The 20,524-nt window shown below is 61.3% G+C and carries 21 protein-coding genes and 1 pseudogene; 14 read left to right on the forward strand and 8 right to left on the reverse strand.

Going from position 1 to position 20,524, the window contains the following annotated elements:
• From GIW04_RS14395 to GIW04_RS14410, 4 genes are all read right to left on the reverse strand, one after another.
• Positions 1-787: ABC transporter permease (locus tag GIW04_RS14395; protein ID WP_236479022.1), on the reverse strand; the 787-nt coding region annotated here is incomplete at its 3' end.
• A gap of 4 nt (positions 788-791) precedes the next feature.
• The gene (locus tag GIW04_RS14400; RefSeq protein ID WP_023446511.1) at positions 792-1,928 is read right to left on the reverse strand and encodes an ABC transporter permease; all 1,137 of its coding nucleotides are present in this window, start codon (positions 1,926-1,928) and stop codon (positions 792-794) included.
• Complete coding sequence (locus tag GIW04_RS14405; RefSeq protein WP_236269772.1) at positions 1,925-3,718, reverse strand: ATP-binding cassette domain-containing protein; 1,794 nt, start codon at positions 3,716-3,718, stop codon at positions 1,925-1,927. Before GIW04_RS14405 ends, GIW04_RS14400 begins: the two co-directional genes overlap by 4 nt.
• Positions 3,715-4,716, reverse strand: a complete 1,002-nt coding sequence (locus GIW04_RS14410) for an HlyD family efflux transporter periplasmic adaptor subunit (protein WP_023446509.1) — start codon at positions 4,714-4,716, stop codon at positions 3,715-3,717. The genes GIW04_RS14405 and GIW04_RS14410 overlap by 4 nt, the downstream gene beginning before the upstream one ends.
• 122 nt (positions 4,717-4,838) lie before the next feature.
• Between GIW04_RS14410 and GIW04_RS14415 the strand changes: the two genes are divergently transcribed.
• Positions 4,839-5,495, forward strand: coding sequence for a TetR/AcrR family transcriptional regulator (locus GIW04_RS14415; RefSeq protein ID WP_023446508.1), 657 nt, complete (start codon positions 4,839-4,841; stop codon positions 5,493-5,495).
• Between the two features lie 626 nt (positions 5,496-6,121).
• Positions 6,122-6,430, forward strand: coding sequence for a DUF736 domain-containing protein (locus GIW04_RS14420; RefSeq protein ID WP_031298204.1), 309 nt, complete (start codon positions 6,122-6,124; stop codon positions 6,428-6,430).
• Positions 6,431-6,477: 47 nt separating this feature from the next.
• Here GIW04_RS14420 and GIW04_RS14425 read toward each other — a convergent pair whose 3' ends face one another.
• A complete protein-coding gene (locus tag GIW04_RS14425; protein ID WP_023446506.1) occupies positions 6,478-6,768 on the reverse strand; it encodes a helix-turn-helix domain-containing protein in 291 nt (96 codons plus the stop codon).
• 296 nt (positions 6,769-7,064) lie between these two features.
• Here GIW04_RS14425 and GIW04_RS14430 point away from each other — a divergent pair, with 296 nt between their 5' ends.
• From GIW04_RS14430 to GIW04_RS14470, 9 genes are all read left to right on the forward strand, one after another.
• Positions 7,065-7,415, forward strand: coding sequence for a DUF2958 domain-containing protein (locus GIW04_RS14430; protein WP_023446505.1), 351 nt, complete (start codon positions 7,065-7,067; stop codon positions 7,413-7,415).
• Between the two features lie 271 nt (positions 7,416-7,686).
• On the forward strand, positions 7,687-8,478 hold the full coding sequence (locus tag GIW04_RS14435) for a DUF2285 domain-containing protein (RefSeq protein ID WP_023446504.1): 792 nt from the start codon (positions 7,687-7,689) through the stop codon (positions 8,476-8,478).
• 84 nt (positions 8,479-8,562) lie between these two features.
• Positions 8,563-8,859 carry a helix-turn-helix domain-containing protein gene (locus GIW04_RS14440; protein WP_023446503.1) on the forward strand — a complete coding sequence of 99 codons (297 nt, stop codon included), beginning with the start codon at positions 8,563-8,565 and terminating at the stop codon, positions 8,857-8,859.
• Positions 8,860-8,885: 26 nt separating this feature from the next.
• Positions 8,886-9,719, forward strand: coding sequence for a replication initiator protein A (locus GIW04_RS14445; protein ID WP_236269771.1), 834 nt, complete (start codon positions 8,886-8,888; stop codon positions 9,717-9,719).
• A gap of 241 nt (positions 9,720-9,960) precedes the next feature.
• Positions 9,961-10,599, forward strand: a complete 639-nt coding sequence (parA, locus tag GIW04_RS14450) for a ParA family partition ATPase (RefSeq protein WP_236269770.1) — start codon at positions 9,961-9,963, stop codon at positions 10,597-10,599.
• Positions 10,596-10,847, forward strand: coding sequence for a chromosome partitioning protein ParB (locus GIW04_RS14455; protein WP_236269769.1), 252 nt, complete (start codon positions 10,596-10,598; stop codon positions 10,845-10,847). The genes parA and GIW04_RS14455 overlap by 4 nt, the downstream gene beginning before the upstream one ends.
• A 20-nt stretch (positions 10,848-10,867) precedes the next feature.
• A complete protein-coding gene (locus GIW04_RS14460; RefSeq protein WP_236269787.1) occupies positions 10,868-11,377 on the forward strand; it encodes a DUF2840 domain-containing protein in 510 nt (169 codons plus the stop codon).
• Positions 11,374-11,928: a S26 family signal peptidase gene (locus GIW04_RS14465; RefSeq protein WP_236269768.1), complete on the forward strand. Its 555-nt coding sequence runs from the start codon at positions 11,374-11,376 to the stop codon at positions 11,926-11,928. The genes GIW04_RS14460 and GIW04_RS14465 overlap by 4 nt, the downstream gene beginning before the upstream one ends.
• A gap of 436 nt (positions 11,929-12,364) precedes the next feature.
• Positions 12,365-14,341: a relaxase/mobilization nuclease and DUF3363 domain-containing protein gene (locus tag GIW04_RS14470; RefSeq protein WP_236269767.1), complete on the forward strand. Its 1,977-nt coding sequence runs from the start codon at positions 12,365-12,367 to the stop codon at positions 14,339-14,341.
• 70 nt (positions 14,342-14,411) lie between these two features.
• Here GIW04_RS14470 and GIW04_RS14475 read toward each other — a convergent pair.
• Both GIW04_RS14475 and GIW04_RS14480 read right to left on the reverse strand, forming a co-directional pair.
• Positions 14,412-14,591 (reverse strand): annotated as a pseudogene (locus tag GIW04_RS14475) (IS5/IS1182 family transposase); the annotation flags it as partial.
• Positions 14,592-14,732: 141 nt separating this feature from the next.
• On the reverse strand, positions 14,733-15,353 hold the full coding sequence (locus GIW04_RS14480) for a TetR/AcrR family transcriptional regulator (RefSeq protein WP_236269766.1): 621 nt from the start codon (positions 15,351-15,353) through the stop codon (positions 14,733-14,735).
• 147 nt (positions 15,354-15,500) lie between these two features.
• Here GIW04_RS14480 and GIW04_RS14485 point away from each other — a divergent pair, with 147 nt between their 5' ends.
• Both GIW04_RS14485 and GIW04_RS14490 read left to right on the forward strand, forming a co-directional pair.
• Positions 15,501-15,941, forward strand: a complete 441-nt coding sequence (locus GIW04_RS14485) for a hotdog fold domain-containing protein (protein WP_236269765.1) — start codon at positions 15,501-15,503, stop codon at positions 15,939-15,941.
• Between the two features lie 253 nt (positions 15,942-16,194).
• Positions 16,195-18,231 carry an NADPH-dependent 2,4-dienoyl-CoA reductase gene (locus GIW04_RS14490; protein ID WP_236301357.1) on the forward strand — a complete coding sequence of 679 codons (2,037 nt, stop codon included), beginning with the start codon at positions 16,195-16,197 and terminating at the stop codon, positions 18,229-18,231.
• A 229-nt stretch (positions 18,232-18,460) separates the two neighbouring features.
• On the opposite strand, the gene GIW04_RS14495 is transcribed toward GIW04_RS14490, so the two are convergent.
• On the reverse strand, positions 18,461-19,561 hold the full coding sequence (locus GIW04_RS14495) for an AraC family transcriptional regulator (protein WP_236270595.1): 1,101 nt from the start codon (positions 19,559-19,561) through the stop codon (positions 18,461-18,463).
• 13 nt (positions 19,562-19,574) lie between these two features.
• On the opposite strand from GIW04_RS14495, the gene GIW04_RS14500 reads away from it, so the two are divergent.
• Positions 19,575-20,375: an alpha/beta hydrolase gene (locus GIW04_RS14500; protein ID WP_236270596.1), complete on the forward strand. Its 801-nt coding sequence runs from the start codon at positions 19,575-19,577 to the stop codon at positions 20,373-20,375.
• Positions 20,376-20,524 lie beyond the last annotated feature (149 nt).

The following is a 20,524-nucleotide window of genomic DNA, read 5'->3' on the forward strand; positions in this document are numbered from 1 at the left end:
GCCCCAGGTAGAGCAAGGCCACGGAGCCGGTCATGGGCACGTCAAACCAGAAGCGGATGACCAGAAAAATAATCGTCGATTGCAGCAACCCGATCCCCACGGCTGGCACCGCCTTGCCAATCAGGATCTGCATCGGCGTTAGCGGGGTGACCAGCAACTGGTCGAAGGTGCCCTGCTCGCGCTCACGGGCCACCGACAGCGCGGCCAGCAGCAGCGTCTGCAACATGCTCAACGAAGCTATCAGCGCCGGCATCAGGTTCCAGCGGGACTCCAGGTTGGGGTTGAACCAAGCGCGGCGCTCGATACGAATTCCCTGCGCGCCCCCGCCCAGTGAGGCGTTGTAATCAGCCACGATGGAGCCGACATAGCCGCCGGCCAGGCCGGCGGAAGACGAGTTGCGACCGTCCAGAATCACCTGCAGCGGCGCGCGTTGCTGATTCGCCAAGCGCTGCTGGAAGTCGGACGGAATGCTCAGCACCATCAGCGCCTTGCCGTCGTCTATCACCGTGGCGATCTGCGCCGGGGTGGTCAGCGTGGCCGCACGTTTGAACACGCCGGTGCCGTCCAACCGCGCCAACAACTCCCTGGAGGCCTGCCCATGACTTTGATCGAGCACCGCATATGGCGCGCTGTTGAGGTCGTATGTGGCGCCGTAGCCGAACAGCAACGCCTGAATCAGCGCGGGCCCGATCAGCACCACGCGGCTGACAGGTTCCTTGATCAGCGCAAGGAGCTCCTTGCGCACTAGGGCGCCGATCTGCGCCAGGCTGGCTAAAAACGAAGTCATGGCGTCACTCCAGCGTTTTGCGCAAGGTGCGGGTGGTGGCCCACGTCAGCACCACCGCGTACAGGCAGAGAACGGCGCTGCTGCGCATAATGGTGGGAAAGTGGTCACCAGCCAGAAACAAGGTTTTGATCAAGGCCATAAAGTGCGTCGCGGGCAGCAGTTGGCTAATCACTTGAATCACCACCGGCACGTTGCGCAGGTCGAAAACAAAGCCGGACAGCATCATGGCCGGCATAAAGCTGGTTAGCAGTGCCATCTGGCTGGCCTGAAACTGGTTGCGCGTGGCGCCGGAAATGTACAAGCCCAGCAGCAGCGAAACCGCCAAGTACAACATCGACGCCAGCACGATAATGAGTAGCGAGCCTCGCATCGGCACCTCGAACAGAAAGGACGAGGCCAGCAAACACATCACCAGATCGATAGCGCCAATCACCAGGTACGGCGCCAGCTTGGATAGCACTAACTCCAGCGGCCGCACAGGGGTAACGAACAGCGACTCCAAGGTGCCGCGCTCCCATTCGCGGGCGATCAACAACGAGGTCAAGAATGCACCAATCAGCGTCAACACCAGCACGATCAAACCAGGCACCAAGTACCAGCGGCTTTCGCCGGTCTCGTTAAACCACATGCGCTGCACCACTTCCACGCTGCCGCCGGCCGCCGGTTTGTTGCCGCTGCGGTCGGCCTGCTGTTGTGCCCAACCGCCAATGGCGCCGCTGACGTAGCCTTCGATGATCGACGCGGACGTGGAGTCGACGCCATTCAGCATCAGTTGAATGCGTGCATCGCCGGCCGCCAAACGCCTGGAAAAATCCAGGGGGATGCGCACAATGCCGTCTACTTCACCGGCCTGCAGCAACCGCTCAGCCTCGGGCATGTTGGCCACCCACACCGGCTCTAGGTAGTTCGAGCCTTCCATCCCGGCCACCACATCACGGGCCGTTACCGAGTGGTCTTCCAGCACCAGCGCGACCGGCGCGTTTTCCACGTTGAACGACAGGCCGTAACCGAACAGCAGAATCAGCGCTAACGGCAACAGCAACCCCACCGCCAGATTGCTTTTATCGCGCAGCAGTTGCCGCACTTCTTTGCGTAACAGCGCCGTGAAACGACTGCTGAAACCCAATGCGCGTTTGCTCATGCGCCGGCTCCCTCGGTTGCGGGGCGGCTGGCAGCACGGCCTTGTTCAACGATGGCGATAAACGCGCTGTTCATGTCGGCGCCGGCAGCGTCCCCGGCCTGCTCGCGCACTTCGCTTGGGGTGCCGAGCGCGAGCATCTTGCCGGCATCCTGAATGGCGATGCGGTCGCAGTACTCGGCCTCTTCCATAAAGTGAGTGGTGATAATGATGGTGACGCCGCTCTGGGCAAGCGCGGTGATGGTGCGCCAGATCGCACGCCGGGCGAGGGGGTCGATGCCGCTGGTAGGCTCGTCGAGAAAGAGGATTTCCGGCTCATGTAGCAGGCCGGTGGCCATGGCCAGACGCTGCTTGTAACCGCCCGGCAGCAGCTCACTGACGGCTTTGGGTTTCAGCCCGAATTGCTCAATTGTGGCCGCTATACGCCGCTCCAGCGCCTGGCCGCGCAGGCCGTACGCGCCACCAAAAAACTCAAGGTTTTCCAGCACCGTAAGGTTGCCGTACAGCGCGAATTTTTGTGACACGTAGCCGATGCGCGCACGGGCTTGGGCTCGGGCGTTGCGCAGGTTCAACCCGGCCACTTCTAGTTGGCCGCTGGTGGCGGGAAGGAGGCCGCAGAGCATGCGAAAGGTAGTGGTTTTGCCTGCGCCATTGGGGCCCAGCAAACCAAATATCTCGCCGCGTGCCACTTCAAACGACGTGCTGGCAACCGCTGTGAAGTCGCCAAATTTGCGCACCAGGTCGTGCACCTCGATGGCGGGTTTGCCGTCGGTTCCTTCGAGGGCATTGTTTACCCCAGCGCTTTCATCCACGCTCGCAGCTTCAGGTGCCGGTGCGGCCTGCTCATCCTCGTGATGCTTGCGCAGCATCATCATGAACGTGTCTTCGAGTTCGGCTTCGCGCGGCTGGTATTCAATGCCTTCGAGCAGTGTTTCCAGCGCGGGGCTGTCGACGTCTGGCTGGCGAATAAAACGTACGGCGCCGCCCTTGGGCACGGCATCGATAATTAGCTCACGGGCATCGATCAACCGCGCCTGCAGGTCCCGAGCCGGCGCGTTCGGCGGTGGTGTCGCCACGTAGGTCAAGCCATGGGCCTTTTGCGTCAGAGCCGCCGGCGTACCCTCGGCCAGCAGCCTGCCTTGGTGCATCACAAATACATTGGCGCAGCGTTCGGCCTCATCCATGTACGCGGTACTGACAATTACGCTGAGGTTCTCGTCATCCACCAGTTGCTGCACGATTTTCCACAGGTCGCGGCGCGACAAGGGGTCGACGCCCACGCTCGGCTCGTCCAGTAACAGCAGATCGGGTGAGCGCACCAAGGTGCAGGCCAGGCCGAGCTTTTGCTTCATGCCGCCAGACAGTTTGCCAGCCGGGCGATCGGTAAACCGCGTGAGGTCGGTCATTGCCAGCATGCGGGCGAAACGCTCGCGGCGAACCTCCTGCGGCACGCCATGCAAATCGGCGTACAGGTTGAGGTTTTCCTGCACGCTCAAATCTTCATACAGGCCAAAACGCTGGGGCATGTAGCTAATGCGGTCTTGCGCGGCTTGTGGCTGCGCCGTCACATCGATGCCAAGCACTTGTAGGCTGCCGGCATCGGGTTTTAACAGCCCCGCCATCATGCGTAGCAGGGTGGTTTTGCCCGCACCATCGGGCCCGACTAAGGCCGTCAGCTCACCGGCGCGCACGGTCATGGCAATCTCATTGACGGCATGCAGGGGGCCGCCGCCCGGCGCCTCGAAGGTTTTGCGTAAGCCCTCGGCCGCAACGGTGATGACTGCGTCGGTCATTGCGCGGCGCCGGCTGCCAACTGCACCGTCGCCGGTTGGCCCAGGCGCAGCGAATTGTCAGGGTCTTTAACCAGCACGCGCACTTCATACACCAGGCTGGTACGCAGCTCTTCGGTCTGGACTGCCTTGGGGGTGAACTCGGCCACGGAGGAGATATAGCCCACGGTGCCGGCAATGGCCCGGTCGGGGGCGGCATCGGTAAATACGTTTGCGCTCATGCCAGGTTTGACGCGACCCAGGTCCGGCTCATTAACGTACACGCGCACCCACTTGGGCTGAGTTAATGCCAACGCCAGGACGGGACGTTGCGGGGTGGCCATGTCGCCCGGCTCCAGCAACCGCGAACGCACCACGGCATCGGCGGGCGCCATGAGTTGGCCTTGGTCGACTTGGTGTTGCAACAGCGCGAGTTGCGCTTGCGATGCCTTGAGCTGAGCCTCGGCACCGGCCAATTCTTCCTGGCGGGGGCCTATCTCGGTCAAGCGCTGGGCTTCTTGGCGTTCAGCTACGGTGGCCCTGGCCACCTGTACGCTGCTCTTGGCTCGGTCCAAGTCTTGTGTACTGACGCCGCGGCCTTTGGTGGTGTCGGCGATGCCTTGCAGGCGTGCCAGGTCTTGCGCAGCGCGTGTTGCATCGGCTTGTGCAGCGGCCGTGCGACTGCGCGCCTGGGCGATTTCCTGCGGCCGTGAACCGCTGCGCAGCAACTTCAGATTTTGTTGTTGCACCTCAATTTTCGCCTGCGCTTGCTCGGCTTGCAGCTCAAGCGTGCGCGTGTCGAGAACGGCCAACACATCGCCCTGATGCACACTCTCGCCCTCATCAACTTTGAGCGTGGCGATACGGCCGTTGCCATCGAAGGCCAGCGAAATCTGGCGGATATCGACGTTGCCATGCAGCACCAACGTGTCGTCCTTTTTTCCGGAGCTGAACTGCAGCCCTGCCCAGAATGCGAGCGCCACGGTGGCTAGGGTCACGAGGATGATGGGCAGTTTCTTCATGGGCTGTTTCCACGAGGTGAAGGGGCGACGAAGTCGTCTAACGACCCATAGATTAAATTGAATTTAAACTATAGCTCAAGCAAAATCATCGACCTCGGTGTTGTTCGATGGAAATAGGCTAAATGAGCAAAATTCCCCGCGCTGCTCGTGCAGATGGCGAAGTCACCCGCACGCGGATACTGGAAGCGGCTGGGGCACTGTTTGGTACGGCAGGGTTTGCCGAAACCACCAGCAAGGCCATTGCGGCTCTGGCTGAAGTGGATCTGGCCTCCATCAATTACCACTTTGGCGGGCGTGACGGCCTCTACCAGGCCGTGCTGGTGGAAGCGCACCGCCGCCTGCTGGACGTCACTGCGCTGCAGCAAATCGCAGAGAGCGATCTACCGGTAGCGGGAAAACTCAGAAGCCTGCTTGAACAATTGGTGCCCAAATCAACTGATGGTGCTGACAGCTGGCACCTCACCGTGCTGGCCGCAGAAATCCTCGCGCCCTCTTCTCACCTCCAGGTGCTGATGCAATCGGAAGTTCCGATAAAGGTGTCCCTGGCAATGACCATCGTCGCGGAAATCACCGGCATTCCCATGGGCGCCCCGGCCTTGCTGCGCTGCCTGCTCAGCGTAGTTGCACCCTGCCTGATGCTGCTGATCGGTCGACGCGGTATACCCGGCCCGATTCAGGAAATTAGCAAGATGCCCCGTGAGGAAATTGTTGATCACCTGTACCACTTCGCCCTGGCGGGGCTTGATGCAGCTGGTCGTCGGTATGCTTCTGGTAAATAGTCAGGTGCCACTTCTTATAGCGAAGTTATTTTCAGACTGATCGCCACTAGTTCATGTTCATTTACGAATGGCAGCTTTGGACAGTAAGGCGTTGGGTGCTATGTTCCGACTTGATGCGACAGGTTGTGCATGGGGGAGCACCGTCCTCGACTCTGGCGGTTCGCCGCTCCAGGTCTTGAAGGATGGCCGCGGACAGGCCGCTAGGCCTTTCTAAGCCCCTGCCAGCCCACCCCTAAAGCCTGTTGCCACTGGACGCGGTAAGGGCGTTCTCGCCCGTCGTCGGGGTGTTGGCCTTGTCCGCGTCAGGGTGCAGGCCGGTGGAGCCGTCATGCGGAGAGACCGAGTCGGCCCTGTCTCCTTGTCGGGGAAGTTCGGCCCGGTGCGTCCTCGGCTTGTCGTGAATCCTGGCGGTGGCCCGGCTTCGCCTCGGGCTTCATGGCTGCAACCGTCCGGCGCAAACAATTTCCCCTCCGCTGCGCGGATTCCTCGCCCACAAATTCTGTGCACCTCCCGGTCCTCCACGCTGTTGCGGCCGCTGCGCGGTACGGCCAGCCCGTCCTCCGCCTGCCGGATCACAACAAGGACGCGATGGCGCGACCTTGGTTACCCCGCAAGGAGAAATCATCATAGCCAACATCGGCACCTTCACCGCTCAGAACGACGGCTTCACCGGCACAGTTCGCACCCTGACGCTCAACGTCAAGGTCAAGTTCGTCCTCAACGACAGGAACAGCGAGAACGTCCCCGACTACCGCATCCAGGCGGCCGGCGGCTACGACATCGGCGCGGCCTGGAAGAAAGTCAGCCAGGCCGAGCGGCCCTACCTGTCCGTGACCCTCGACGATCCTTCGTTCCCGGCGACGATCTACGCCCGGCTGATTGAGGAGGACGGTACACATAACCTGATCTGGTCGCGCAGCAAGTCGGCGGCCTGACGGCCACCTCGATGCCCCGCCCGTTGCGGCGGGGGGCTGGTGCGGGCCTACGCCCTGGAAGTAGCGAGCTGGCTTTCCGTCGCAGCCATCAGCACTGCTGTACTGCAATCGAGCGCACTGGCGATCTTGAAGATGATCGCCAGCGTGGGCATGTGTTCGCCGCGCTCGACCTTGCCCATGTGCGAGCGCTCGATGCCGGCCAGGTTCGCCAGCGACTCCTGCGCGATGCCACGCTCCATTCGCAGCGCGCGCACCGCTGCGCCGAAGGCTTGCGCCAGCTCGGCATCGAAGGTGGTGGAGCCGGTCGGTCGGCCGGGCTGAACGGATCGCTTCTGCATGGACAGAAGCGTCCGACCGAGGGAGAATCAAAACCACGTTATCTTTAACTCATTGCGCGGTATTTCCGCCGCTTTCGTGCTTTTACGGAAACCCGCATCGGCGGATTTCATCAGAACCGCAGAGGCGTCTCCGTGTCTTTCCCGATTTGCACAATGCCGCTTCCACGCCTTGGCGCCTTCACGGATTTGCCTGCATGCGGATCTGTGTTTCTGATCAGATGCACAAATCCGCATCGGCGGATTGGCGCTTCCGGACAAAAGCACATTCGTGCATCGACACCGGTTGGCATACGGCCATGACCCGGCTGCTCATCACCGACACGGAGCGCGAGCAACTGCTAGTGAACGGCCGCGCTCGGGTTGCAGGCCATGCCATCGACCAGCGCCCGGTGGTGCGCCTGTTCACCCCCGATGCACACGCGACCTGGCTGCTGGCCGCGCTCGACCCTGCCGATGAGGACACGGCCTATGGTCTGTGCGACGTGGGTATCGGGATGCCGGCGCTGGGCTTCGTGAAACTGTCCGAGCTGGCGTCCATCGTTGGGCCGCTCAAGCGCCCGGTCATGCGCGACCTGCACTTCCAGGCGACGCGTACGCTGGCTCAATACACCCAGCTGGCGCAGCGAAACGGCTCAATCATCGACTGAGCGATCCGAATTCAGACCGCTTCGGTCTCAATCGGCATTATTTCTGCTAGGCCCTGCCAGCCTGACCAAATCGGTCAGGATTCCTACCGCTCAAGCCAGCAGGATATGCCCTGTGCCGCACCATTGATGGTCGGTGGCGCTGTCGCATTCGGATGAGCTGCGCAACACTTCGGAGTCAATCGGTCTTGATGCTACCGTTTGACGTGTTTCCATCTGCTGCCTCGCGTTGCGATCCGTGGTGACTGCCCCATGTGCAAAGGGAGGTTGCCGTATGGTCGATCACGAGCAGTGGTATCCCGCTGCGGCCTACCTCTATGTTTTGCACCTGGACGATCTAGCCCTGGCCTGGGAGTACCTGCGGCGCAATCCTGAGTACCGTCGCGACTGGCATAACCGGCAACGTCGCCCCGAGGCGGCGCAACACTGGGGGCTACGTCTGCTGGAGGATCCTGACCTGGATGCGCGCGATGCGCAGCCGGCCTGGTTCCCGGATCCCCCGGAGCTGATTCACCTCTATCCCGATGTCGATCCCATGCCCGACTCCGCGGCATTCGACTTCTGGCGCATCTCTGGCAGCAAAGGCCTGATCCATGATGGCCGGCGCCTGCTGCTGATGGCGCGTTGGCCGTGTTGCTGCCTGCGGCTAGCCGTTGCGCCCGACCTGGAGCAGGGCATGGCCTATGTCCACGCCGTGCGGGCCTGCGCCAGGCCCTGCACACATTACTGCGTTCTCGCGGCCGAGCTGGACAAGCTGGCTGTAGCCGCTGATGCCGCACCGTTTGCGGCGACCCTGTGCCGCCCCAGCCCAGCCGTGCTGCTGGAGCTGCATACCCTTCAAGCGCTTGATGCCACCCTGGCGGGGGCGTCCTTGCGCGAGGTGGCTGTGGGGCTGTTTGGGGCAGCCATGGTCACCGGCGGCTGGCACGCCGACGGTGGCCTGCGCTCGAAGGTGCGTCGTCTGGTGCGCCGCGGTCGGACGCTGATGCTCGGCGGCTATCGCCGTCTGGCACAACTCGACGAGTGCGGGGAGGGCCGTTCGGCGCAGTCCGCAAAACGACCCTGAGCAGACCGCCAAGCCTTTCTGAGACTGCCTCCATCCGGCTGCGCTGGTGTGGCCGGGCAGTCCTGAACGATGGAGGCTCACCTCATGCGACCTGCTCCCGTGCGACCTGCTGTCACCCACCCTAAGTCCCTGCAACCCGCAGTCACTGCCCAGCCGCAGCGCTACCTGACCAATGACGAGGCGGCCGTCTACCTGCGCCTGTCGCCGCGCACGCTGGAGAAGCAGCGAGTGATCGGCGGTGGTCCGCGCTTTCGCAAGTTCGGCCGGCGCGTCATGTACGCTGTCGCCGACCTCGATGCCTGGGCAGACCAGCACAGCTTCGAGGCCACGTCCGATCCCGAGTACGCCGAGCAGCACTCGGCCGACAGCCGTGCGCGCTGATCGGCGGCGCGACTGTGGTCACCGCCATGACCGGGCCCATGCTGGAGCGGGAGCAGCTCGACCTGTTCCGCGCTTTACCGGGCGACATGGCACCGCGCGACAGTCAGGATCTGATGGCCTACCCATTCTTCTCGCTGGCCAAGTCGCGGCGCACGACGCCGATCGACTTTCGCAACGCTGCTGTCACGGTGCGCGTGGAGGGTACGCAGGAGCACGGCATCGCCACGATCTGGGATGCCGACGTGCTGATCTGGGCGGCCAGCCAGATCGTCGCGGCGCGCGATGCGGGCCTGCACCCATCGCGCCTGATGCGCGCCACGCCCTACGAGATCCTGCGCTTTATCGGGCGCGGGGTATCGCTGCGCGACTACCAGCGCCTCAAGGCCGCCCTGGATCGACTGCAGTCGACCACGGTGGCCACGTCGATTCGCGAGACGACAGGACGGCGCCTACACCGCTTCTCCTGGATCAACGAGTGGAAGGAGTTGGCCGATGCCCGTGGCACGCCGCTGGGCATCGAGCTGATCCTGCCGGACTGGTTCTACGCGGGCGTGCTGGACGCCGCCCTGGTGCTGACCATCGACCCAGCGTACTTCCGGCTCACTGGTGGCATCGAGCGCTGGCTGTACCGCCTGGTGCGCAAGCATGGTGGAAAGCAGCCGGACGGCTGGCAGTTCGACTTCCGCCACCTGCACCGCAAGTCGGGCAGCTCGGCGAGGTTCTGCGACTTCGCCTGCGACCTGCGTACCTTGGTGGCGCGGCAGTCGCTGCCCGGTTATGTGCTCGGCATCGAGCGCATACCGGAGGCCAGCACGGAGTTGCTGACCTTCCGCCCCGTGTCGCCCACGGCACGGGGGTAACTGCGGGAAAACCTGTGGACGGGCTCGTGCTATCAGGCGTAAGGGGTATCGTGCTATCGGGCGTGTCCCTATCGTGCTATCAGGCGTGCGAAATAGCCTGGAAGCCAGAGCCTGCGCTGGCTCCAGGCTCCCTTAACTTCTCTAACTTAAAAGCTCTAACTTTTTATAGAAGCGCGCCGTTTCGGTGGGCAACCGCAAAACGGCACGGCCAGGTCGGTTTCTCCGCAGGGAGGGCCGCGCCATGATCATCGCCTTACTCAACCAGAAAGGCGGCGTTGGCAAGACCACTCTCGCCACCCACATCGCCGGTGAGCTGGCGATGCGAGGCCAGCATGTCATCCTGCTGGATGCCGATCCGCAGTGCTCTGCACTGGACTGGACGCAACGGCGCGCTCAACAGGGGCTGCCGAGGTTGTTCAGTGTCGTGGGCCTGGCCCGCGAAACCCTGCACCAGGAGGCGCCTGAACTGGCGCGTCGCGCCGATCATGTGGTCATCGATGGGCCACCACGCATTGCCGCCCTGGCACGCTCCGCACTGCTGGCGGCCGAGCGCGTGATTATTCCTGTGCAACCCAGTCCCTACGACCTGTGGGCCAGCGCTGAAATGGTCGCGCTGATCCGTGAGGCGCAAGTGTTCCGCCCCGCGTTGCGCGCGGCCTTCGTCATCAACCGACGCGTCAGCACCACCATCATCGGTCGCGAAGCGCGTCAGGCCCTGGCCGAGCAGCCGTTGCCGGCGCTGAGCGCCGAGGTGCGCCAGCGCATCGTCTTCGCCGACAGCGTGGCCGCCGGACGGCTAGCCCGCGAGACGGCACCGGACAGCGCCGCCGCGTGCGAGATCACCGCGCTGGTCGACGAGTTGCTGCGGTGGACGGCATGACCACCGAGCGCGGCAAACGCACGGCCATCGGTACGCGCCCACAGGCGAGCCCGTACGCGGAGGCCTGGGTTCGCCAGGGCGACGCAACTGATCTGCAGAAAGGCGACCTCTATACCGCGCGCCTGACCCTCGACATCACGCCTGCCATGCGTGCCCGCATCAAGGTCTCGGCGTTCACCCAGGGGGTGACGGTCGCCGATCTGCTACGCGTGCTGCTGGAGCGAGAGTTTCCGGAGAAAATCCCATGAATACCCAGCCTTCGGTAGTCATGCCTGCGCCGCTGTCGTCGCACATGGTGCTCCCTGGCCAGACCGATGCCGCGCAACTGACCCGTGTCTCGCTCGCCTACGTGGAGCAGCGCATCAAGCTCTACCTGCGCTTCGGCGAGCCGGCGCGGATCACCCGCCTGGACCATTGGCGACGTGTCGCGATGTTCCTGCCGGGTGCCGTCTTCTGTCGCATCTGCTGGCAGGCCAACGACTACGGCACGATCCGCTGGCAGCTCATGGTGATGCAGGCTTGCACGCCGCTGGACGCGGCACAGCGCATCCCCGGCGTGCTGCCGGGTGCGCGACTGCTGCTGCACGCCGAGGGCAAGCCCGCCGTGCGCGCCGTGCTTTCCCAGATCGATGCCATCGAAGCCCTGGACATCGCGCCGGCCGTCGTCTCGCCCGCGTACTGGCGCACGTTGGGCAACCGGCTCGCCGCGCGCCTACCGCTGCCAGCGTACACGGCCGAGCGGCATGCAGCCTGGCTGACGGGGAGGGTACTGCCATGAGCGCCCCACGTCCTCGCTCGCGCCGGCGTGCTCGCCTCGTTCTGGCGGGGCTGTCCGCCTGCGGCCTTGGTGCGCTCGCCTTGGCGTCCTTCGTGCAGCCCGATGCTCGAGTTATCTACAACGCTTCGGACAGCGTCCCGGTCGGATGGTATCGCGTTGATCCAGCAGGGCAGCGGATCGACTCGTCGCTGGTTGGCAGCATCGTACTGATCCGGCTACCGGACGCCGTCGCCGTACTTGCCGCGCAGCGCGGCTACCTGCCGATAGACGTCCCACTGCTCAAGCGCGTAGGCGCGGTGTCGCCGCAAGTGGTGTGCGTCGCTGACGGGGGGGTGCGCATCGACGGCGTGCCGGTGGCCGCCGCACTTCGTACCGACCGGCTGGGGCGGTCATTGAAGGTCTGGTCGGACTGTCGCCGGCTTCGTCCTGGGGAGCTGTTCCTGCTGAGCACGACCAATTCGGCGTCATTCGACAGTCGCTATTTCGGCCCGGTTGGCGCATCCGCCGTGCTCGGCGTTGCGCATCCGATCTGGCTGGAGGCAAGCCGCTGATGGGCGTCGGCACGCTGCACTGCGTCGCACCGTCCGAGGTGTCGTGCTGTTGGCTGTCACCACGTGATTGCGCATGCCGCGCGGGTGCATTCGCACCGTGCTTCGCACGATCTCCGGCGCAGCCGTCCAGCGTGCAGGTGTCTTGCCTCGAGCGCGCACGGCTGGTGGTCGCCACCGAGTTAGACGGTGGGCGAGCTGAGAGCAACACCGAGCCGCCTAGCCGACGACGCCTGGAGCGCATGCAACAGGCAAAAGCGGAAGGCAAGACAAAAGGGGGCGGCACCTGGGTGCCTGCAACACCAGTCTGCACGTGGGGGAGGAGCGGCACGGCGCGGCTTCGTCGCCGTGCCGTATACGGCGCGCAACGCGCGCCGATGCTGGCATGCCCGCGTGCTTCACACGCCAGGACACGCCCTGGCTTACCGAGGGAGCAGTCATGACCGAACGACGCGGTGACGATTTCCGCGTGCGCCCCAGCGCGCCGAAAAACCGCGACAAGTGCTTCGTGTCCAAGGTGCTCAAGCAGGTCGGCAAGGCCGGCGGCAAGTCGGCTGTGCGGCGCCCAGCACTAGCCGGTGGCAAGGGACAGCACGCCGGCCAGCGGCCCGGCTCGCGGCTGGGACGAGGGCACACGGTAGCGCGTTTCTCGGGTGCCTCGCTCACGCCATTATCGCGCCGGGTGGCCATCAAGACCCTGCTGGTCAACCAGCGCCAGGCCAGCCCACGGTCGCTGGCCAAGCACCTGCGCTACATCGAGCGTGACGGTGCCGGCCGAGATGGCGAACCGGGACGGGCCTACGGGCCGCAGGCGAACGATGCCGACCTCGGTACATTCAGGGAACGCTGCCAGGACGACCGGCACCATTTCCGCTTCATCGTTTCACCGGAGGACGGTGCCGAGCTGGACGACCTGCGTACCTACACCCGGCACCTGATGGGGCGCATGGAGGCCGACCTGGGCACGCGGCTGGACTGGGTGGCGGTGGATCACTGGAACACCGACAACCCGCACACCCACATCGTCGTGCGCGGACGCGATGACACCGGCAAGGACCTAATCATCGCCGGCGACTACATCGCCCACGGTTTCCGCCACCGGGCCGCCGAGCTCGCCACCGAATGGCTAGGGCCGCATACCGAGTTGGAGATCCAGCAAACCTTGCAGCGTGAGGTGGAGCAGGAGCGCTGGACGAGCCTGGATCGCACGCTGCAACGCGAGGCTGGCGACGATAGCCAAGTGCATGTCGAACGCCTCAACGAACCCCGGCTGCAACGCCAGCGCCTGCTGCTGATCGGCCGCCTGCAGCGCTTGCAGCGCATGGGCCTGGCCGACGAGATTCGGCCCGGCATCTGGATCCTCCAGGCCGACGCTGAGAAGACTCTACGCACCTTGGGCGAGCGGGGCGACATCATCCGCACCCTCCAGCGCGCCATGAGCGGCCAGCCACGTGAGCTGGCGGTGTTCGAGCCGAGGGCGGAGGGGCGCGCCGTGATCGGGCGCGTGGCCGCCAAGGGACTGGCCGACGAGTTGCGCGACCGAGGCTATCTGGTCATCGACGGCATCGACGGTAGGGCCCATTACGTTGCGCTCAACGCCCGCGACGAACTGGCGAACTACCCCGCTGGATCGGTGGTGGAGGTGCGCGGCTCGGCCGAGATACGCGCGGCCGACCGCACCATCGCCACGCTGGCGAGCGATGGCCTGTACCGCACAGATCATCACCTGGCGATTGCCCAAGGGCAGAAGAACGGACGTGATCCGCGCGAGGTCGTCGCGGCCCACCTCCGCCGGCTGGAAGCTCTGCGCCGGGCCGGCATCGTGGAGCGCGTAGCCGAAGGGCTATGGAAGGTGCCTGACGATCTACCGGAGCGAGGCCGGCAATACGACGCGCAGCGCCTGGGCGGCGTGGTGGTGGAGCTGAAATCGCACCTGCCGATTGAACGGCAGGCCCGCGTGATCGGCGCCACCTGGCTCGACCAGCAACTGATCGGCGGTGGGCGAGGGCTGGGTGACCTCGGATTTGCTGGTGAGGTGAAGCAGGTCATGCCGCAGCGCGCCGATTTCCTGGTCGAGCAGGGGCTGGCCGAGAGGCAAGGCCAGCGTGTGATCCTGACGCGCAACCTGCTGGCAACGCTACGCAATCGGGAACTCGCTCAGGCTGCGAAGGACATTGCAGCAGAAACAGGACTGGAGTATCGACCTGTGGTTGACGGGCAGCGTATGGCAGGTGTTTATCGCCGCAGCATTGTGCTTGCCAGTGGACGCTACGCTGTGCTCGATGATGGCATGAGGTTCAGCTTGGTGCCGTGGAAACCCATCATCGAACAACGACTCGGGCAGCAGATTGCCGCGACCCTGCGTGATAGCGGAGTGTCCTGGGAGATCAGTCGGTCGCGAGGCGTTGGGATTTAGAGTCCAAGAGCCTGATGTTGAGCGAAGGAAACTGGCGAAGGCTGGGGCCATGTAGTCCACCAGGTCCCCGGATATCTGGCTTCTTCGAGGGGTGCCCGATCGGGCTATAGAAATCCGCCAGATGGGCGTGCAGGTCACTGAGATCCAGGCACTGGTCGATGCTGCGCAGGAGGTGTTGGGGCGGGACGTGTTCTTCCAGATTGAACGAGTAGAACAGCCGCTGCTGTCCTCCCGGTAACTGCCCCATCATGCTGCCTGCTCCCTTACCCGCTGACCGCACGATTCTGCCGCCGACAAGGAGCGACAGCTACTTTTTCAACAGAATCGGCCAAAAGCGAACTTCGCTAGAGACAGGTTGAGCGTAAGACGTGCTGCAAGCGGACAGCTATTTTCAACCCGCCTGTCCTACAGTCCGCCACGCGGCCTCAGCGAGCAACTGCCTGTGGAGATCTGGGCTTTGCTTGACCCGCCCCGAGAGCCAGGCACGACAGTAACTCTCAGCCGAACCAATGATTAGCGAGGGTATAAGTTCGCGCGGCAGATCTTTCAAGTCTCGGCGATGAGCCGGGTCACTGAACCAATCTCTCATCTGGGCGTTCCTAACGCGATTAGCTTCTTTGAGCTGATCGCCAAAGGCACTTTGCGCGACTGCATAACGGGCCTGGTATTGAAAACGCGCCCAATCCGGCTGGCCAACTACCCAATCCACATAGCTAAAGACCAAGGCGTAAACCCAATCCTGGGTTGAACCCACACCGCTTACGTAGCTGTCTCTGAGGTGCGCTTGGTCGTCCAGCGCCGCCATATAGAGCGCTGCTATCACACCTTCCTTGTTCCCAAAATGGTGATAGATCGATCCCACGCTCGTCTGGCTTTCGGCTCGGATGATATCGATGGTAGTGGCATCGATGCCGTGCTCGTTGAACAACCGTAGAGCGCATCGAAGGATCTGCCGTTTGGATTCGGCACGACGCCCAGGGTAGCAGCGCTCAAGGAGATCAGCAGGTTCCATTCTTCAGTCCGGCCAAAAAACGCGATGGTAAGTGAAACGGAGGGCGTGTACGAGCAGTTGACGGCTCGGTAAAAACAGAATACTGTTCTAGAACAGAATTATGTTCTGTATTTTGTCCTGTATTCACTAGACCAGAGGTCACCCTGCATGAACCAGACTCTCGGCATGTACCAAAGCGTTGGCGCTTCCGCCTTCAGCAACATGGCCTGCCAAATGGCCCCCTACTTCGGCACCATCACTCCGGAAATTTCCGTGCTGACTCCCGGTCGCGCTGAAGTGAATGTGCCGTTCCGCAAAGAAATCACCAACCATCTCGCCTCCGTTCACGCTATCGCACTGTGTAACGCTGCAGAACTCGCCGGCGGCATGATGACCGAGGTATCCATCCCCAGTGGTGCTCGTTGGATTCCGAAAGGCATGACCGTCGAGTATCTGGCTAAAGCTAAGACCTCTATCCATGCAATCGCTGACGGTAGCGAAGTCGATTGGGAATCGTCGGGCGACAAGGTGGTTCCGGTCGACATCTTCGACGAGGCTGGCGTGAAGGTCTTTACCGCGCGCATCACCATGAATGTGAAGGTTGGCTAAGTAGCTGGTCTACCAGCCGTTTCAATCTGAAGCGGCTGGTTGTCGGCTCACACCGACGCGTCTAATCACCGTCGGTGCTCGGTATCGATGGGCTAATCGGTGCGTACGAATTTTAGGGTTCTTTCTGAGGCCACTTAGGTGATGACCGGAAGGGGCGCCTGCGTAGATTTCCAATCCAATTATCTAAATACAGAGTGCTGACCAGACGACATCGTCCGCACGCATTGTGTCTTGACCACGCCGGAGGCCATGAATGAGCTCTGCAACCTATCCTAAGCTGCTTTCTCCCCTAGATCTTGGCTTCACCACTCTGAAGAACCGTACGCTGATGGGCTCCATGCACACAGGCCTGGAAGAGAAGCCGGATGGGTTCGAGCGTATGGCGGCATTCTTCGCTGAGCGTGCGCATGGAGGCGTGGGTCTCATCGTAACCGGTGGGATCGCTCCGAACGTCGAGGGTGGCGTGTACTCCGGTGCGGCCAAGCTGACCACCGTCGAGGAAGCCGAGAAGCACAAGATTGTCACGAGGGCGGTGCACCAGGCGGGCGGCAAAATCTGCATGCAGATTCTCCACGCTGGCCGTTATGCCTATAGCCCAAAATCTGTAGCACCGAGCGCCATACAGGCCCCAATTACCCCATTCAAACCGGTGGAGCTGGATGACGAGGGAATAGAGAAGCAGATTCAGGACTTCGTCACCTGCTCACTGCTGGCCCAGCAGGCCGAGTACGACGGCGTCGAGATCATGGGTTCGGAAGGCTACTTCATCAACCAGTTCATTGCCGCTCACACCAATCACCGTACCGACCGCTGGGGCGGCAACTACGAGAACCGTATGCGCCTGCCGGTGGAAATCGTCCGCAGAGTGCGCGAAGCGGTAGGCCCGAACTTCATCATCATCTATCGCCTATCGATGCTCGACCTGGTCGAAGGAGGCAGTACCTGGGACGAGATCGTCCTGCTGGCCAAAGCCGTCGAGAAGGCCGGTGCCACCATTATCAACACCGGCATCGGCTGGCACGAGGCACGCATTCCGACCATCGCCACCAAGGTGCCGCGAGCGGCCTTCACCAAGGTCACTGCAAAAATGCGTGGCGAGGTAAAAATCCCACTGTGCACAACCAACCGTATTAACACTCCAGAAGTGGCGGAACAGGTGCTAGCCGAGGGTGATGCCGATATGGTGTCGATGGCTCGTCCGCTCCTCGCCGATCCTGACTTCGTCAACAAAGCCGCCACCGGACGCGCTGACGAGATCAACACTTGCATCGGCTGCAATCAGGCCTGCCTCGACCATACTTTCAGCGGCAAGCTTACGAGTTGTCTGGTCAACCCGCGTGCCTGCCACGAGATCGAGCTGAACTACATCCCCACTACCACCGTGAAGAAGATCGCCGTGGTCGGTGCCGGCCCGGCCGGGCTGTCCGCCGCTACTGTGGCCGCCGAGCGTGGCCACAGCGTGACCCTGTTCGATTCGGCCAGCGAAATCGGTGGCCAGTTCAACGTGGCCAAACGCGTGCCGGGCAAGGAAGAGTTCTTCGAGACCCTGCGCTACTTCAAACGCAAGCTGGAAACCACAGGCGTTGACCTGCGCCTGAATACCCGCGTTTCGGCTGAGGAGCTGGCCAAGGGTGGCTTCGACGAGATCATCCTGGCCACCGGTATCGCCCCGCGCACCCCGGCCATCGAAGGCATCGACAACGCCAAAGTAATTAGCTATCTGGACGCCATCCTTCAGCGCAAACCGGTCGGCCAGAAGGTCGCGGTGATCGGAGCAGGAGGCATCGGCTTCGACGTCTCCGAGTTCATCACCCACAGCGGCGAAGCTACCAGCCTGAACCGCGACGCCTTCTGGAAAGAGTGGGGCATGGACACCGCCCTGAACACACGCGGTGGTGTCGCCGGAATCAAAGCCGAGGTGCATCCGGCGGCTCGCGAGGTATTCCTGCTGCAGCGCAAAAAAACCAAGGTTGGCGACGGCCTGGGCAAGACCACCGGCTGGATCCACCGCACCGGTCTGAAGAACAAGAACGTGCAGATGATCAACTCGGTCGAGTATCTCAAGGTTGACGATTACGGATTGCACATCAGCGTTGCTGGTAGGGAGCCCAAGGTTTTACCAGTGGACACCGTGATCGTCTGCGCAGGGCAAGACCCGCTGCGCGAGCTGCATGACGACCTGGTCGACGCCGGCCAGAGCGTGCACCTGGTCGGCGGCGCTGATGTGGCTGCCGAGTTGGATGCCAAGCGCGCGATCAACCAAGGCTCGCGTTTGGCCGCCGAACTTTGATGCAAACCGTTTAAGAGGGCAGAGAGCCTCAGGCGCAACCAGATTCTGAGCCCAACACTAAGAGGGAAGCCTGGATCAGGAAGTGCTTGAGGTGGCCCTTGATTACCGGCGAAAGGAGCCAATGAAACTAAGGGCGCTAATGGCTAGAGCTTGTTGACATGGCCCATGGGGCATGGGGCATGGGCTCTGGTTAGTAAAGGCACCAAGTAATTCGCCTCAGCTAAGCGAGCTAAGGTGGTGTTAGTCGAGCGCGAATCTCCGAAGGTGGAATCCCAAACCAGCGTTTGCAAGAACGAGTGAGGGCTGATTGCTCTGAAAAGCCCAAAGCACCAGCTAATTGTTTTAGCGGAACTTGAGTCTCTCGCAAATAACGCAATGTGGCGTTTTTGTAAACCTCATCTCGGATGAGCTCGAACGAAACACCCTCATGATCTAAGCGTCTTTGCAAAGTTCTCGGATGTATGCCTAGCAGCTTTGCTATCTCTGCTTTAGTGCCTCGATTAACCCCTAGCGTGTGGATAAGAGCCTGCCTAACTCTTTGGGATAGTGGTGATGATTCAGGGGGTAAGCTTTTCCCAAGATGATCAAGGGCTAGCTTACGCACTGCCGGATTAATAGACTTTAGGCTTCTGTCAAGTATGTCTCTAGGGATGTGCAGAGCCGCGTACGACTCCTCAAAGAAGATGTACGTATGGAAGAAGCTACGGTAGCTGCTTTCCAATGAAGCAGGTGAGTGCGGGAGAGAAACCCCGCGAACCCGAAATAAATCGCCGAGAATTGTGCGTAGAAACTTAAACATGTAGGCGACGCAAGCATCGACGGTTTGGCGCTGAGCGACAAACACCGGCAAGCATACTTCGAAGCGCAACGCTACACAGTCAGAGAACTTCAAGCTTCTTTCATCAAGCGTAACTTCGAACCCAGGGCTATGGAAGCGAAGATACTTTGATAGATCGGCAATGGCTTGTCTAACAGTAGGGGCGTTTTGAATGACTAGGGCAACAACTCCCAGTATTCCCGAGTCATAGCCGCCCGCTAATCGAAGTCCAAAGTCTGGACACCGTGTAACCTCCGCACTTTCCTCCAACAGGTTAACTACTGATTGGAGAGACAGCAACGCCTCTGGGTCATCTAAAGCGGTAGGGTCAAGACCATGGCGAAGCAGCAACGGAGGTGCAAGCACTCCCATTGTCTCCATCAACCCCTTATACCCTTGAATGCCAGCAGCGCGGACTGTGCTCATGTCTCGAAAGGTTAAGCTTTTGTCCATTTTTGTCAAGCCTTGTCGGTGTGTTGTGTGCGATTTTTTGGCAATCGCAATCAACAACAAGAGAGGCGACACCATGAGCAATCATAATATTCTTCTTATCCATGGAACATGGTGCAATGGGGGCAATTGGGGAAATTTTGCCACTGAATTGAAAGACCGAGGCTTCACTGTATATACCCCATCACTTCGACACCACGGTGCACCAAGCGAAGATACTTGGATGAATGCCCAAAAAGTCGCCAAGGTGGGGTTGTTGGATTATGTAGAAGATATATTGGAACTTGTTGATGCTATGGATAGCCCTCCGATCATAGTTGGTCACTCATTGGGCGGACTCATTGCTCAGCTTGTCGCTGAGCGCCGGCTTAACAAAGGTCTAATTCTTCTAGGTACAGCGCCTACAGCCGGTATGTTTAACCTCTATACCACCTCAATTCTTGTTTGGTTACGTTACCTTCCGCAATGGTTGATGCGTAAGCCCATGTATCCCTGCTCCTGGGACCTCTGGAAAAAAAGGATATGTAACAGTCAGTCGGAAGAGATACAGAAGCTTTATTACGGCACTCTCTGTGCTGAGTCCGGAACTACGTACTTTGAAATGGCGCTTTGGTATTTGGATCGCAAGAGATCTGCGCGAGTGAATTTTGACGCAATAACCTCCCCGGTCTTGGTGGTGTCTGGTCTAGAGGACAAGTGCGTTGCCCCCAGAATTGCACGAGTTACTGCGCAGCGTTACAGCTATCTAAGTACCCTTGAAGAAATTTCTGGCTCGGATCACATGATGATTTTTGGTGGCTACATGCACGAAACACTGGCAAGAATTGACTTGTGGCTAAAAAAACACAATTTAGCACCAGTAACATCAACTAAATAAAAACTAACCTTTGCAGAAACTGGGCGGTCTCAAGGAGCAAGTGCAACACCTGAGGTAAGGTGTTGCGATGAAAAAGACCTACAGCCACTTGAATACCGAAGAGCGAGTGACACTGATGCTCATGCGCCGGCAAGGTGACAGCCTGAGGG

The sequence above is a fragment of the Pseudomonas sp. PA-4-8C genome (genome assembly GCF_021606625.1).
Taxonomy (GTDB): Bacteria; Pseudomonadota; Gammaproteobacteria; order Pseudomonadales; family Pseudomonadaceae; genus Aquipseudomonas; species Aquipseudomonas lactis.